The sequence below is a fragment of the Micromonospora xinjiangensis genome, from assembly GCF_056150165.1.
The window spans coordinates 48,632-63,337 of record NZ_JAXCFO010000012.1 but is presented as its reverse complement, the minus strand read 5'-3'; the positions used below and the strand labels follow the sequence as shown (position 1 = coordinate 63,337).

Sequence of the window (14,706 nt, the reverse complement as noted above, 5' to 3'; positions counted from 1 at the left end):
CGGTGGTGGCACGGGCAGTGGGCACGGGACGCTCTCCTCACCCCGGTGGCGCACCCGGTGGCACGCGAGGGCGACCGGTCTTCCCGGTCCGCTCCGCGCCACACCACCCGATCCGGTTCCACCGCGCCCCGGTCCGCCCGGCCGTGCGCGGCGTGGTCGGGTCAGCGCCCCTCGGCCTCGTCCATCGCCCGGTAGATGCGCTGCTCCGACACCGGGTACGGGGTGCCGAGCGCCTGGGCGAACACGTTCACCCGCAGCTCCTCGATCATCCAGCGGATCTGCCGGGCCGCGGCGGACTGCCGCCGTGCGGGCGGCAGCGCGGCCAGCATCTCCTGGTACTCCTTCTGCACCACCGCGATCCGGTCCTGCTGCTGCTTGTCCCGCTGCGGGTTGCCCGGCAGCCGGTCCAGCCTCCGCTCGATCGCGGTCAGGTAGCGCAGCAGGTCGGGCAGGCGGGCGTACCCGGCCTCGGTGAGGAACCCGGCGTGCACCAGCCCGGTGAGCTGTGCCCGGATGTCGGCCAGCGCGGCCACCACGGCCAGGTTCTGCGTCCGCCCGAGCCGCTGCTCCACCGCGTACGCGGCGGCGAGCACCCGGCGCGCCCGCTCCATCACCTCGACCACCGTGTCCACCAGGTCGGCCCGGACCCGGTCACGCAGCGCGGCGAAGCCGTCGGCGTCCCAGGCCGGGCCGCCGGCGTCGGCGATCAGCTTGTCGATGGCCGCGCCCGCGGCGTCCTCGATGAGCGCCTGCACCCCGCCGTGCGGGTTGCGGGAGAGCGCCAGCTTCGCCTCGTTGGACAGCCGCCCCTGGAGGAACTTCGCCGGTGACGGCACGGTGAGACGCAGCAGCCGGCGGGTGCCCGCCCAGTGCGACGCCTCCGCCTCGGCCGCCGAGTCGAAGACCCGTACGCCGACCGTGGCGCCCTCGTCGACCAGCGCCGGGTACGCGGTCACCGCGTACCCGGCCCGGACCTGCTCGATGGTGCGGGGCAGGGTGCCGATGCTCCAGTCGCGCAGCCCGGTGCGGGCCACGTCCGGCGCGGCGGCCGCCACCACCTGGCGCACCTCGGTCTTCAGCTCGCGTTGCAGGGCGGTCAGGTCCTTGCCCTCGGCGACCGGTTGGTCGTCCTCGCCGAGCACCCGGAAGGTGACCCGCAGGTGCGGCGGCAGCTTGCCCGGGTCCCAGGCGTCCCGCGGCACGGTGACCCCGGTCATCCGGCGCAGCTGCCGGGTCAGGGCGTCCAGCAGCGGCTCCTCGCCGGCGGGCATCGCGGCGAGCGCCGCCCGCGCGTAGTCCGGAACCGGGACGAAGTTGCGGCGCAGCGCCTTGGGCAGCGAGCGGATCAGCGCGACGACCAGTTCCTCGCGCAGCCCCGGCACCTGCCAGTCGAAGCTCTCCGCCGGCACCTGGTTGAGCAGCGGCAGCGGGATGTCCACCGTGACGCCGTCGGTCTCGGTGCCCGGCTCGAAGCGGTAGGTCAGCGGTAGCGCCACCCCGTCGGCGCGCCACTCGTCCGGGTAGTCGGCCTCGTCGACGCCGCCCCGGCCGGCGTTGACCAGCAGTTCGCGGGTGAACGTGAGCAGGTCCGGCCGCTCCCGCCGGGTCTTCTTCCACCAGGCGTCGAAGTGCCGCCCGGACACCACGTCGGCGGGGATCCGCGCGTCGTAGAAGTCGAAGATCGTCTGGTCGTCGACCAGGATGTCCCGGCGCCGGGCCCGGTTCTCCAGCTCCTCGATCTCGGCCAGCAGCCGCTGGTTGTCCCGCCAGAACTGGTGGTGGGTCTGCCAGTCGCCCTCGACGAGCGCGTGCCGGATGAACAGCTCCCGCGACAGCGCCGGGTCGATCCGGCCGAAGTTGACCTTCCGGGAGGTGACCAGCGGGATGCCGTAGAGGGTGACCTTCTCGTAGGCCATCACGGCCGCCTGCTTCTTCTCCCAGTGCGGCTCGCTGTAGCTGCGTTTCACGAGGTGCTGGGCGAGGGGCTCCACCCACTCCGGCTCGACCCGGCCGGCGATGCGCCCCCACAGGCGCGAGGTCTCCACCAGCTCCGCGGCCATCACCCAGCGCGGCGGCTTGCGGAACAGCGCCGAGCCGGGGAAGAGCGCGAACTTCGCCCCCCGCGCGCCCAGGTACTCGTTCTTCTGCGCGTCCTTGAGGCCGACGTGCGAGAGCAGCCCGGCGAGCAGGGACTGGTGCACGCGTGGCGTGTCGATCTCCTCCGGCAGATCCGCGCCGCCGCGCCGGCCGCCGTCGTCCGCGCCGGCCTCCCTGCTCGGGCGCCCGCCGCGCCCGCCGCCCTGCTCGGGGGTACGCAGCACCTGGCGCAGCTGGCTCACGATGTCCTGCCACTCGCGTACCCGCAGGTAGTTGAGGTACTCGGCCTTGCACATCCGGCGGAAGGCGCTGGAGGAGAGGGCCCGCTGCTGCTCCCGCAGGTAGCGCCAGAGGTTCAGCAGGGCGACGAAGTCCGACTCCCGGTCGGTGAACCGGGCGTGTGCCTGGTCGGCCTGGGCCTGTTTGTCCGCCGGCCGTTCCCGCGGGTCCTGGATCGACAGCGCCGCCGCGATGACCATGACCTCGGTGGCGCAGCCGTTGCGCTCGCCCTCGACGACCATCCGGGCCAGCCGCGGGTCGACCGGCAGCTGCGCCAACCGCCGCCCGAGCGCGGTGAGCCGCTTCGCCGGGTCGGTCTCGGCCGGGTCCAGCGCGCCCAGCTCGTGCAGCAGGTTGACGCCGTCGGTGATGTTTCGGCGGTCCGGCGGATCGATGAACGGGAAGGCCGCGATGTCGCCGAGCCCGATCGCGGTCATCTGGAGGATGACCGAGGCGAGGTTGGTGCGCAGGATCTCCGGGTCGGTGAACTCGGGGCGCGCGAGGAAGTCCTGCTCGTCGTAGAGGCGGATGCAGATGCCGTCCGACGTACGGCCGCAGCGCCCCTTGCGCTGGTTCGCCGACGCCTGGGAGATCGGCTCGATGGGCAGCCGCTGCACCTTGAGCCGGCTGCTGTACCGCGAGATGCGGGCTGTGCCCGGGTCGACCACGTACTTGATGCCGGGGACGGTCAGGGACGTCTCCGCCACGTTGGTCGCGAGCACCACCCGCCGACCGCCGTGGGGGGCGAAGACCCGGTGCTGCTCGGCGGCGGAGAGCCGGGCGTAGAGCGGGAGGATCTCGGTGCCGCGCAGCGCCGGCTTCTTCTCGACCAGCCGGCCCAGCGCGTCGGCGGTGTCGCGGATCTCCCGCTCGCCGCTGAGGAAGACGAGGATGTCCCCGGGGCCCTCGGCGGCCAGCTCCTCGACGGCGTCGCCGATGGCCTGGATCTGGTCGCGGACGTTCTCCTCGTCGCCGTCCTCCTCGTCCGACCCGGTGATCTCCACGAGCGGCCGGTAGCGCACCTCCACCGGGTATGTCCGGCCGGAGACCTCGATAACCGGCGCCGGGTTGCCCTCGGCGTCGGCGAAGTGCCGGGCGAAGCGGTCCGTCTCGATGGTCGCCGAGGTGATGACCACCTTGAGGTCGGGACGGCGGGGAAGCAGCTGCTTCACGTAGCCGAGGATGAAGTCGATGTTGAGGCTGCGCTCGTGCGCCTCGTCGATGATCAGCGTGTCGTACTGCCGCAGCATCCGGTCGGTCTGCAACTCGGCGAGCAGGATGCCGTCGGTCATCAGCTTCACGAGGCTGCGGTCGCTCACCTGGTCGGTGAAGCGGACCTTGTAGCCGACCACGTCGCCCAGTTCGGTGCCGAGCTCCTCGGCGATCCGGTCGGCCACCGTCCGCGCGGCGAGCCGGCGGGGCTGGGTGTGCCCGATCAGCCCGTTGATCCCCCGCCCCAGCTCCAGGCAGATCTTGGGTAGCTGGGTGGTCTTACCGGAGCCGGTCTCGCCGGCCACGATGACGACCTGGTGGTCGCGGATCGCGGCGGCCAGGTCGTCCTTGCGCTCGCTCACCGGCAGGCCGACGGGATAGGTGATCGCCGGCACCGCGGCCCGCCGCTCGGCCAGCCGCTGCTCGGCGCGTTCCACCTCGGCGGTGATCTCGGTCAACGCCGCGGCCCGGCGGTGCGGGTCGCGCAGCTTCCGGACGCCGTCCAGCCGGCGCTGGAGCCGGCGCTGGTCGCGGAACATCAGGGGGGAGAGGCGGCGGTGCAGCTCGCGGACGGTGTCGGGCGCGGCGGGTGCGGCTGGATTCTGCATGTCGTGGCCAAGATTAGTCCGCGGCCCCGCAGCCGCCTCCTGGTTTACGGCCCGGGCCGATCCGGCACCCGGCTGCCGATCCGGCACCCGGCTAGAGTGGCGGCCGGACGAGCACGGGGGAGCGGGATGGACACGCGGGACACGGACCGGGCACTGGTGCAGGCCGCCACGGCCGTCGCCAAGCTGCGCTGCCGCAGCGAGAACCACACCGTGGCCGCCGCGGCCCGCAGCGCCGACGGTCGGGTCTTCACCGGCGTGAACGTCTACCACTTCACCGGCGGGCCCTGCGCCGAGGTGGTCGCCATCGGCGCCGCCGCCACCCAGGGCGTGACCGAGCTGGAGACCATCGTCGCGGTGGGGGACCGGGGACGCGGCGTCATCGCGCCCTGCGGGCGCTGCCGCCAGGTGCTGCGGGACTACTTCCCGTCGATCCGGGTGATCGTCGGCCCGATGGAGGCGCTCCGCGTGGTGCCGATCGGTGACCTGCTCCCCGAGACGTACGTCTGGGCCGACCACCAGCTCGACGGCGCGGACGCGGTGCCGGCACCGCGCCCCGGCGACTGACGCCGCCGCTCAGTCCCCGCGACTGACGCCGCCGCTCAGTCCCCGCGACTGACGCCGTGGCTCAGTCCCCGGCGGCCGCCGCCAGCATCGAGCGTGGCACCGCCACCCTTTCGAACCGGATGTTCCCCTGCGGCACCAGCCAGCTCATCACCCGGACCTCCAACAGCCCGGCGCGCACCGCCGGGTCGTTGTGGAACAGCTCGCGTGCCATGTCCGGGTGGACGGAGAGCACGACGAAGCCGCGGAGCCGGTCGTCGTCCGCGTCCAGGAACGGGCCGGCGGCGAGGACCAGGTCCTGCTCCACCAGCCCCGCCTGGTGGGCCAGGTGCGCGTCCTCCAACCGGTCGACGGCGTCCGGCGGCAGGGCCGGGGCGTCCGCCGGGCGGGCCAGGAGGACGACCGTGTGCTGGTCGAAGTCCATGCCCTCACCCTAGGTGCGCGGGCCGTCGCGCGCCGCTGCTCCACGGTGTCCGCCCAGGTCAACGAGGTTCGATGGATGACCGCCCGATCCGATTCGCCGGCCGGGTCGGATAAGGTAAGGCGAACCTAAGCGCGAATCCGCAGGAGTTTCGTGACCACCCTCGTCAGCCGGCCGGTCGCCGCCGGCCGCCGCAGCGGCGCCCGCAGTGGCCGCCGGCTCGCCGTCACCCTCGCGGCCGCGCTGGTGCTGCTGCTCGCCGTGCTGGCCAGCTTCGCCCTCGGCAGCCGGCAGCTCCCCGTCGACCAGGTCTGGCACGCCCTCGTGGCGCCGGACGGCGGCGAGGCGAGCACCATCGTCCGCGAGCTGCGGCTGCCGCGTACCGCCCTCGGCCTCGCCGTGGGCGTGGCGCTCGCGGTGGCCGGCGTCCTCCTCCAGGCCCTCACCCGCAACCCGCTCGCGGAGCCGCGGATCCTCGGCATCAGCGCCGGGGCCTCGTTCGGCGTCGTGCTGTCCATCTCCGTCTTCGGCGTGAGCACCCTCGCCGGGTACGTCTGGTTCGGCATCGGCGGGGCCCTCGTCGCGGGGCTGCTGGTCTTTGCCGTGGCCGCCCGCGCCCGGGAGGGCGCCAGCCCGGTCACCCTCGCGCTGGTCGGCGCCGCGCTCGACGCCAGTCTCGGCTCCGTGGTGTACGCGCTGCTCAGCATCGACGCCCGCACCTTCGAGGAGTACCGGTTCTGGGTGGTCGGCGGGCTCACCGGTCGGGACCTGTCGGTGGCCGTGCAGGTGCTGCCGTTCGTACTCGCCGGGCTGGTCCTGGCCGCCCTCGTCGCCCGTGGCCTGGACGCGCTCGCCCTCGGCGACGACGTGGCGCGCGGCCTCGGTCACCGGATCGGCCTCGTCCGCCTCGGCGGCGGGGTCGCCGCGGTGCTGCTCACCGGCGCGGCCGTCGCCGCCGCCGGACCGATCGCGTTCGTCGGTCTGGCCGTGCCGCACCTCGCCCGGGCCCTGGTCGGCGCCGACCACCGGTGGACGCTCGCGGTCTCCGCGCTGCTCGGGCCGGCGCTGCTGCTCGGCGCCGACGTCGTCGGCCGGTTGATCGACCCGCCCGGTGAGGTGCCGGCCGGCATCATCACCGCGCTGATCGGCGCGCCGCTGCTCGCCGTCCTCGTCCGCCGCGCGAAGGTGGTGACCGCGTGACCGCCGCCGCCCGTGAGAAGACCGGCCTGGACTCCCCGGCGTCCGCCGCGCCCGACACCACCCGCCTGCCCGGCCGTTCGCTGCTGCGGATCGGCCCGCTCAGCGTGCAGATCCGCCGCCGCTCGGTGCTGGTCGCGGCCGTGCTGATCGTGCTGCTGGCCGCCGCCTTCGTGCTCAGCCTCTCGCTCGGCACCCCGTACGTCGCGCCGGCCGACGTGCTGCGCGCGCTGTCGGGCGCCGGAACCCCGTACGACCTGGTCGTCTTCGAGCTGCGACTGCCCCGGATCGTGCTCGCCGCGGTGGCCGGCGCGGCGTTCGGCGTGGCCGGCACGCTGGTGCAGAGCGTGGCGCGTAACCCGCTGGCGAGCCCCGACGTCATCGGCATCACCCAGGGCGCCGGCCTCGCCGCCACGGTGGCGCTGACCACCGGGGCCGCCGCCGTGCTCGTCGCGCCGGCGGCGCTGGCGGGCGGGCTGGTCGCGGCCGCGCTGGTGCTCGCCCTCGGCGCCCGGCACGGGCTGGCCGCGCAGCGGTTCGTCCTGGCCGGGGTGGCCGTGGCGTTCGCCCTGCGGGCGCTCACCGAGATCGTGATGCTCACCGCCGACCCGATCGACGGGATGCGCGCCCAGATCTGGCTCATCGGCACGCTCGCCGGCAAGGGCTGGGGCGAGGCCACCTGGATCGCCGGCACCCTGCTCGTGCTCCTGCCCGTGCTCGCCTGGGCCGGGTGGGCGCTGAACAGCAGCGCGCTGGACGACGACACCGCACGCGGCATCGGGCTGCGGCCGGTGGCCCGCCGCGTCGGGTTCGCCGGCACCGGTGTGCTCGTCGCCGCGATGGTCACCGCCCAGGTCGGCGCCGTGGACTTCGTGGCCCTGGTGGCGCCGCAGGTGGCCCGGCGGCTCGTACGCGCCGAGCGCCCGCCGCTGTTCTGCGCCGCGCTGGTCGGTGCGCTGCTGCTCGTCCTGGCCGACCTCGCGGGGCGGCGCCTGCTGGCGCCCACCCAGCTGCCGGCCGGTGTCCTGACCGCCGCCATCGGTGGTCCGTACCTGATGTACCTGCTGCTGCGAGGCCGCCGGAGGTCGTCGTGACCGGGCGCTCCCACCCTTCGTTGACCACCCCTCGGGAGGCGTGATGCTCTCCACCCGCGACCTGGTCGCCGGCTACGACGAGCGGACCGTGCTGGACGGGCTGGACCTGGACCTGCCCGCCGACGCGTTCACCGTGATCGTCGGGCCGAACGCCTGCGGCAAGTCGACGCTGCTGCGGACCCTGGCCCGTCTGCTCGCGCCGCGCCGCGGCAGCGTGCTGCTCGACGGCAAGGCCATCCGGGACCTGCCCACCCGCGAGGTGGCCCGGCGGCTCGCCGTGCTGCCGCAGAGCCCGCTGGTGCCCGAGGGCGTCACCGTCGCCGACCTGGTCGGCCGGGGCCGGCAGCCGTACCAGCGGTGGTGGCGGCAGTGGTCGGAGGAGGACAGCGGCGCCGTCGACCGGGCGATGACGCTCGCCGACGTCGCCGGCCTCGCCGACCGGCCCGTGGACACCCTCTCCGGCGGCCAGCGGCAGCGGGTGTGGATCGCGATGACCCTCGCCCAGGACACCGAGGCGCTGCTGCTGGACGAGCCGACCACCTTCCTCGACCTGGCCCACCAGGTCGAGGTGCTGGACCTGCTGCACCGGCTGCGCGTCGAGCGCGGCCGGACCGTGGTGGCCGTGCTGCACGACCTCAACCAGGCCGCCCGGTACGCCGACCACCTGGTCGCCATGCGCTCCGGCGCCGTGGTCGCCGCCGGACCGCCGCGCGAGATCCTCACCGCCGACCTGGTGCGCGAGGTCTTCGGGCTCGACTGCGTCGTCGTGCCCTGCCCGGTGACCGGCGCGCCGCTCGTCGTGCCCGCGCTCACCAGCCCGACGCTGACCGCCGCGGCCCTCCGGGCCACCGACCCGGACGCTCCCGCCCCGGCCGCCGCTTCGTCCGGTGCCGGTTCCTCCGGCGCCACCTCGACCACCGGATCCTCCGGTTCCACCTCAGCCGCCGGCGCGAACGCTCTCGCCGGCTCCTCACCCTTGGAAGGAAACTGATGCGTCGTCTCGTCGCCGCCCTCGCCGCGGCCGTCGCCCTCGGCGTCGGACTCACCGCGTGCGGTGAGAGCGACCCGGTCGCCGGTACCACCGGCGGGGAGACCCGGGAGATCACCCACTCGATGGGCACCACGAAGGTGCCCGCGCACCCGCAGCGCGTCGTCGTGCTCGACACCGACAAGATCGACACCGCGCTCTCCCTCGGCGTCACCCCGGTCGGTGCCGTGACCGCGGGCGAGGCCCGGAGCTGGCCGACCTACTTCGGCGAGGACAAGCTCGCCGGCATCAAGGAGGTCGGGGTGATCAGCGAGCCCGACCTCGAAGCGATCACCGCGCTCAAGCCGGACCTGATCCTGGGCAGCAAGTTCCGCCAGGAGAAGTTCTACGACGAGCTCTCCGCCATCGCGCCGACGGTCTTCACCGAGAAGGTCGGCATCACCTGGAAGGAGAACTTCCTCCTCGACGGCAAGGCGCTCGGCAAGGAGCAGGAGGCCAAGGACCTGCTGGCCACGTACGAGACCCGGGCCAAGGACTTCGGCGCCAAGCTCGGCGACGCCGCGTCGCGGAAGATCTCCATCGTCCGGTTCCTCCCCGGGAACATCCGCGTCTACGGCCCCGACTCCTTCTCCGGCATCGTCCTCGGCGACACCGGGCTGGGCCGCCCGGAGCGGCAGCTGCTGGCGAACAAGGAGGACAAGCGCTTCGACCTGGTCAGCCCCGAGCGGATCAGCGAGGTCGACGGTGACGTCATCTTCGTGACCGCGTACGGCGAGAAGGCCGCCGCCGAGCAGGCCCAGGTCACCGCCGGCAACCTCTGGAAGAACCTGTCGGCGGTCAAGGCGAACAAGGCGTACGTGGTCTCCGACGAGGTCTGGATGACCGGCATCGGCGTCGGCGCGGCCAACAAGATCCTCGACGACCTGGAGAAGCACCTGGCCGCCTGACGCGCCCACCGGGCAGGCGTCGAGCATCCGCGCAAGATCGCGCTGAATCAGAGAAGTAGTGGCCTCCCCGCAGCGGGGAGGCCACTACTTCCGTGTTGTGGCGCGACTATCGGGTGGCGCCGGCAGGGCGGTGGGGTGACGACGCGGCCCGCACCTCCGCCACGAGACCGGCGAAGTCCTCCCGTAGCCGTCGCGCCATCAGATGCAGAACGGTCCACCCCGCGCCGAGTAGACGGTTGAGCCGGCGACGGTCGTGGTGGAGCCGCTCCGGGTCGGCGTGCCAGAGCCCGTCGTACTCGACCGCGACCTTGAACTCCGGCCGGGCCAGGTCCAGCCGGGCGACGAAGCTCCCCGCCTGGACGACGACGTACTGCGTCCGCGGCCGGGGCAGCCCGGCAAGTACCAGCCGGACGCGGGCCCGTGACTCCTGTGGCGACTCGGCACCCGGATCGGCCAGGTCGACAGCCCGCGGCAGCGACCGCCAGCCCCGCCGCCCGGCCCGGGCCAGCGCGTACTCGCGGAGCGCCGAGAGGTTCGTGAGACCGCGTGCGGCGAGGCCGTCGATGAGGACGACCGCCTCCACGAGCTCGAGCCAGCGCGCGATGTCCCAGCAGGTGCGCGACGGCGACGTGAGGGTGATCCCGTCCCGGACCACCACGTCCTCCGGGTCGACCTCACCGTGGTGCACCCTGCACGAGCAGGTCGATCGGTTGATCGAGCCGGAGCTCACCCACCCCGTACAGGGCCGCCGCGGAGCGGCCCGCGACCGGCGTGCCGGGTGGGGCCAACCATCGGCCGACCGCGCGGCACCGGGTGCGATGGGTGATCGTGAGCTGGGCGTCGGCGTAGACGTCCCGGAAGAGTGGTCGCCACGCGGAGGTGCGCAGGTCGTTGCGAGTGAGCAGCCCGCGAGCGGCGGCCGCGGAACCGCGAAAGATCCTTCCGCGCAGCTGCGGTGGGCGGCGAGGGGGCTTCGGCATGCCGTACAGGCTCGCGCACCGACGGCCCGGCGCGGCGCCCCTGTGGATAACCCGCGCCGGGATCGCGCTCGAAAACGGAAGTAGTGGCCTCCCGGCAACCGGGAGGCCACTACTTCCAGGATCGAGCACGATCTCGCTGGGATTGGGGGTGGGTCAGGCGGCGGTGGTCCAGAGGGCGCGGAAGGCGGCCGCCTCGCCGGCGAGCCACCGCTCGATCTGGTCGGGCTTGGCTCCCTCGGGCATGCGGTGCGCCTGGCCACGCCGGACGTCGACCAGGACCGGCTCGGCGTGCGGGAGGACGGCGTCCATGTGGCGGGCCATCAGGTGCAGCGTGGCGAGCACCGCCTCCTCGCTCGGCGGGGCCTCGTCGAAGTGCAGGCGGACCGCCTCGACGCGCCCGTCCGCGTGCCGTACGCCGAAGTGCGGGTTGATCTTGACGGGTAGGTCGCCGAGCATGGCGAGGGCGTCGCGGGTCTGGGCGAGGTCGATGGCGGCGGGCTCCCCGAGAGAGCGCAGCCAGGCGGTCGCGCCCGGCACCAGCGCCTGGTAGAGGGGGCGCCAGCGGGGCTTGACCTGGTCGGCGACCTGGTCGAGGTGGGTGCCGCCGGTGTGGAAGGCGATGTCGGCCTTGAGCGCCTTGACGAACTGGCCGTGCGGGTTGAAGCCGTGCCGGCTGGCCCGCTGCTTACGCAGGCCCCCGACGAAGGTGGCCTTCGTCGGGCCGGTGCGGTCGACGTAGCGGGTGAAGCCGAGGAGGGTCGCGTAGGGGGTGAGCGGGGCGGCGGAGGTGGGCGCGGTCACGAGCATCCTCCCAGGTCAGGAACTCGATTAGTACATACATTCTAATCGACTGGTCTGACATCGCCCAGCGCTGCGAGCACCCGACCCGGCACCGACCCGGCACCGACGCGGCGCCCGCTGGTTCGCCCGCGACCGCCGCGGACGGCCCCTCCTTCAACACGAGGGGCGCAGGTAGGTGCACCCAGGTTCGGCACCTGGCCGCACCGTGGCGAGGAGCCCGGACGGCATCGTCGGGGGCGTGAACGCGAACGATGTGACCACCACGGCGGCCCGCGACGCCCTGCCGGCACGCCCGACCATGTGACCCCGACCCGGCGGATTCCCCGGAGGGCCGCCGTGATCGGCCTGTTCTACGCGGTGACCATGGTCGGCGCGAGCCCGATCGGGATGGCGCGACCGCTGCTCCGGATCGATCCGGCCGTCATCGAGCTGGTGCAGTTCCCCCGGCGCGCTGGGTGTGCTCGCCGTGCCGCTGGTGTGGCGCCGTGGCTGGCGTCCGCCGTGGGCGGCAGGGCTGGCAGACCGCACCTGCGACGCCACGCACGGTGCCGGCCCGGGCCACCTTCCCTCCGGCAACCGTGCGGCCAACACGATCTGCCGGCCCCGAGCCACCACGCGGACACCGCGGACCCGGCGCCCGAACACCGGGCCCGCGGCCTGCCCACACACGACGAGCGACGACCCACCTCGATAGCAACCGCCTCGGCGGCGAACACGAAACAGCTGCTCACGGATTCGGGTCAGACCAGCACGCCGTCGGCGACGGGCGCGGTCACCGCCGTCAGATGAAGCGCCAGAGATGGTCGGTGGCGCCGTTGTCGTCCCAGAGCACGACCTGCGCTCCGGCGGCGGTGGAGGCGCCGGTGACGCCGAGGACGCGGCCGCCGACCGCGCACTGGATCCGGAAGTAGCCGTTGGCGCCGTAGCGAAGGAGCCAGCGGTGGTCCTCGGCGCCGTTGTCGGTCCACTGGACGACCCGCGCGCCGGTGCTGCCGGCGTCACCCTCGACGCCGAGGACCTTGCCACTGTTCGCGTTGCGCAGCCGCAGGTAGCCGCCGATGTCGACGACGGCGGTCCAGAGATGGTCGGCCGTGCCCGTGTCACCCCACTGGATGACCAGCCCGCCGTCCGCGGTCGACATGTCCTGTACGCCGAGCACGAGCCCGCTGGCCAGGTTCTGGATCCGGCGGGTCCCGTTGGGCACGAACCGCCACCTGTTGTCCGGGGTGCCGTTGTCCTGGTCCTGCACCGCCTGCGCACCCCAGGCGGTCGACCCGTCCAGGATGGCGAGCAGCTTGCCGGTGTGGACGTTGCGTACCTTGTGGGATCCGTCGCCGACGTCGATCACGCTCCACCGGTGGTCGGCGGTGCCCGTGTCGCCCCACTGCAGGATGCGGGCGTTGTCGGCGGTGGACATGTTCTCCACGCCGAGGACCTTGCCGCTGTTGACGTTGCGCAGCCGCAGCGCGTTGCCGTCGACGACGAGCTGCCAGTCGTGGTCGGCGGTTCCGGTGTCGCCCCACTGCAGTGCGAGCCCGCCGTCGGCCAGCGACATGTCGCGGATACCGAGGACGAGACCGGTGCCGGCGTTGACCAGGCGGAAGCTCGCGGGACTCTCGCCGCCGGGGCCGGTGCTCCAGTAGACGGTGTAGTTGTGCCCGTGCGCGTCGTAGAACGGCCCGAGGTCGACGGTGGTGCCGTTCGCGGTCGCGGTGAAGGCGAGCGCGCTGGAGCTGGTGCGCGTGATCGAGGTGGGGTCGAGGGACGGCAGGCCGCTCAGCGTGGCGTCGCCGTAGTTGCCGGAGAGGACGACCGGACCGTACGTGATGGCGGCGACATCGGGGTTGTCGTTAGCGGCCTCCAGCCTGACCTGCATCGGCAGGCGGACCGTGACGACGTCCCCCGGCGACCAGGACCGGGTGAGGCTGGCGTACGTCCCGGGCGTGGTGGCGACGTCCTGCACGGTGCCGTTGACCTGGATGCTGGCCTCGCTCGTCCAGGCCGGGATCCGGATGCGCATCGTCCAGGTGTCCCTGACGTTCCCGCGGACGGTGAGGGTGGTGGTGTCGCTGGCGGGAAACGAGGTGCTCTGTTGCACCACGATTCCGCGCTGGGACCAGACGAGCATCGACGGCAGGAACAGGTTCACCGTGAGGGTGCTGCCGTTGTGGAAGTAGATGGAGTCCATCAGCTTCGTGTTCGTCTCGATGCCCGTGCCCTGGCAGCACCAGAAGGAGTCGTAGTCGGTGCTCCAGGTGCCCCCACCCCACGCGGGCCCCACGCCACGGCGGCCGCCCGGGTTCAGCGGCGTGAAGTACGTGATGTGGCCGTGCTCGTCGGCCGGGTTCTGCTGGCCGATGAGGTGGTTGAGCAGTGCCCGCTCGTAGTAGTCGAAGTAGGCGGTCTGGTCCGGGTCCAGCAGCCAGAGTTCCCGCGTGAGCTTGAGCATGTTGTAGGTGTTGCACGCCTCGCAGGTGTCGCGTCGCAGGTATCCGGCGATGGCGTTCGGCGCCCGGAAGTGCTCGGCCTGGCTGTTGCCGCCGATCGCGTACGTGTGGCTGGTGACGGTGATGTTCCAGGCGTTGGTGGCGATGTCGCGGTAGCGGGTGGTGCCGGTGGCCTTGAACTCCCGGGCCGCGCCGATCCACTTTGGTACCTGGGTGTTGGCGTGCAGCCCGTTGAGCTGGTCCTGGTTGGCGGCGAGCGGGTTGAACACGGCGGCATGGTCGAAACGCTGGGCGGCGGTGAGCCAGCGCTCGTCGCCGGTCTGCTGGTAGAGGTCGGCCAGGACCGCGTTCATGCCGCCGAACTCGGTACCCAGCATGGCCTGCATCTGGGCGGTGGTGAGCCGGCTGGTGCGCCAGTCGACCCAGCCGGCGAGCGACAGAAGCACGTCGCGGGCCTGGGTGTTGCCGATGAGGAGCCAGACGTCGAGCAGACCCGCCAGGGTCTTGTGGATGCAGTAGTAGGGCACGTTGCCGTTGCGCAGCGTCCGCGCCTCCAGCGCGGTGAAGTCCGACTCGGGGAACCCGGAGAGATATCCCGGGTTGAAGCCGGCGTCGGCGTTGTTGGCCTGGCACTTCGCCAGTTCGGCCACCATGTGGTTGGCCTTGTCCCGGCAGGTGGTGTCGCCGAGCACCGCCCACGCCTGGGCCCAGGCGGTCAGGAAGTGCCCCTGCATGTGCGTACGGAAGGGGAACGTCGGGCTGTCCCAGCCGCCGGTCGGAGCGGCCGCGCCGGTGGGGAGGCCGTGGTTGGCACGGAAGTTGTACAGCAGCCGCTCCACGTCCACGAAGCGCAGGTAGTTCAGGGTGCGGGTCTGGTTGTCCAGCCAACGACTCGGAGTGAGACGGACCTGGCTGAGTTCGAACGGATATGCGGCAACCCCGATGTCCGGGCGGGCCGGCCGGACGGCGGCCCAGGCGGACGAGCCCCCGGCGAACGCGCCGGTGGCCGAGGCGGCGGCGGCGATACCGGCAGCCTGCAGCAGGCGGCGCCGACTGAGAGATCCGGATGACACG

11 protein-coding genes are annotated in these 14,706 nt (G+C 73.0%); 5 read left to right on the top strand and 6 right to left on the bottom strand.

The window, feature by feature from the left end:
• Nucleotides 1–161 precede the first annotated feature (161 nt).
• Nucleotides 162–4,196, bottom strand: coding sequence for an ATP-dependent RNA helicase HrpA (gene hrpA / locus SM573_RS28770; RefSeq protein ID WP_474617478.1), 4,035 nt, complete (start codon nt 4,194–4,196; stop codon nt 162–164).
• 126 nt (nt 4,197–4,322) lie between these two features.
• Between hrpA and SM573_RS28765 the strand changes: the two genes are divergently transcribed.
• Entirely contained in the window at nt 4,323–4,760 is a 438-nt protein-coding gene (locus SM573_RS28765) for a cytidine deaminase family protein (RefSeq protein WP_474614941.1), read from the top strand.
• A 61-nt stretch (nt 4,761–4,821) separates the two neighbouring features.
• On the opposite strand, the gene SM573_RS28760 is transcribed toward SM573_RS28765, so the two are convergent.
• A complete protein-coding gene (locus SM573_RS28760; protein ID WP_474617477.1) occupies nt 4,822–5,181 on the bottom strand; it encodes a YciI family protein in 360 nt (119 codons plus the stop codon).
• A 150-nt stretch (nt 5,182–5,331) separates the two neighbouring features.
• On the opposite strand from SM573_RS28760, the gene SM573_RS28755 reads away from it, so the two are divergent.
• The 4 genes from SM573_RS28755 to SM573_RS28740 are packed head-to-tail and all read left to right on the top strand — an operon-like array spanning nt 5,332 to nt 9,404.
• Complete coding sequence (locus SM573_RS28755) at nt 5,332–6,378, top strand: FecCD family ABC transporter permease (RefSeq protein ID WP_474614943.1); 1,047 nt, start codon at nt 5,332–5,334, stop codon at nt 6,376–6,378.
• Complete coding sequence (locus SM573_RS28750; RefSeq protein ID WP_474614944.1) at nt 6,375–7,469, top strand: FecCD family ABC transporter permease; 1,095 nt, start codon at nt 6,375–6,377, stop codon at nt 7,467–7,469. The genes SM573_RS28755 and SM573_RS28750 overlap by 4 nt, the downstream gene beginning before the upstream one ends.
• Before the next feature lie 43 nt (nt 7,470–7,512).
• Nucleotides 7,513–8,460 carry an ABC transporter ATP-binding protein gene (locus SM573_RS28745; protein ID WP_474614945.1) on the top strand — a complete coding sequence of 316 codons (948 nt, stop codon included), beginning with the start codon at nt 7,513–7,515 and terminating at the stop codon, nt 8,458–8,460.
• Nucleotides 8,460–9,404 (top strand): ABC transporter substrate-binding protein, encoded by a 945-nt coding sequence (locus tag SM573_RS28740; protein ID WP_474614946.1) that lies wholly within the window; start codon nt 8,460–8,462, stop codon nt 9,402–9,404. The genes SM573_RS28745 and SM573_RS28740 overlap by 1 nt, the downstream gene beginning before the upstream one ends.
• A 106-nt stretch (nt 9,405–9,510) precedes the next feature.
• Here the strand turns inward: SM573_RS28740 and SM573_RS28735 are convergent, their stop codons facing one another.
• The 4 genes from SM573_RS28735 to SM573_RS28720 all read right to left on the bottom strand — a co-directional run bounded on the left by SM573_RS28735 (nt 9,511) and on the right by SM573_RS28720 (nt 14,705).
• Nucleotides 9,511–10,092 carry an endonuclease domain-containing protein gene (locus SM573_RS28735; RefSeq protein WP_474617476.1) on the bottom strand — a complete coding sequence of 194 codons (582 nt, stop codon included), beginning with the start codon at nt 10,090–10,092 and terminating at the stop codon, nt 9,511–9,513.
• The gene (locus tag SM573_RS28730; protein WP_474617475.1) at nt 10,079–10,384 is read right to left on the bottom strand and encodes a hypothetical protein; all 306 of its coding nucleotides are present in this window, start codon (nt 10,382–10,384) and stop codon (nt 10,079–10,081) included. Before SM573_RS28730 ends, SM573_RS28735 begins: the two co-directional genes overlap by 14 nt.
• Nucleotides 10,385–10,537: 153 nt before the next feature.
• Nucleotides 10,538–11,185: a hypothetical protein gene (locus SM573_RS28725; RefSeq protein WP_474614949.1), complete on the bottom strand. Its 648-nt coding sequence runs from the start codon at nt 11,183–11,185 to the stop codon at nt 10,538–10,540.
• Nucleotides 11,186–11,966: 781 nt separating this feature from the next.
• A complete protein-coding gene (locus tag SM573_RS28720; RefSeq protein WP_474614950.1) occupies nt 11,967–14,705 on the bottom strand; it encodes a beta-L-arabinofuranosidase domain-containing protein in 2,739 nt (912 codons plus the stop codon).
• Nucleotide 14,706 lies beyond the last annotated feature (1 nt).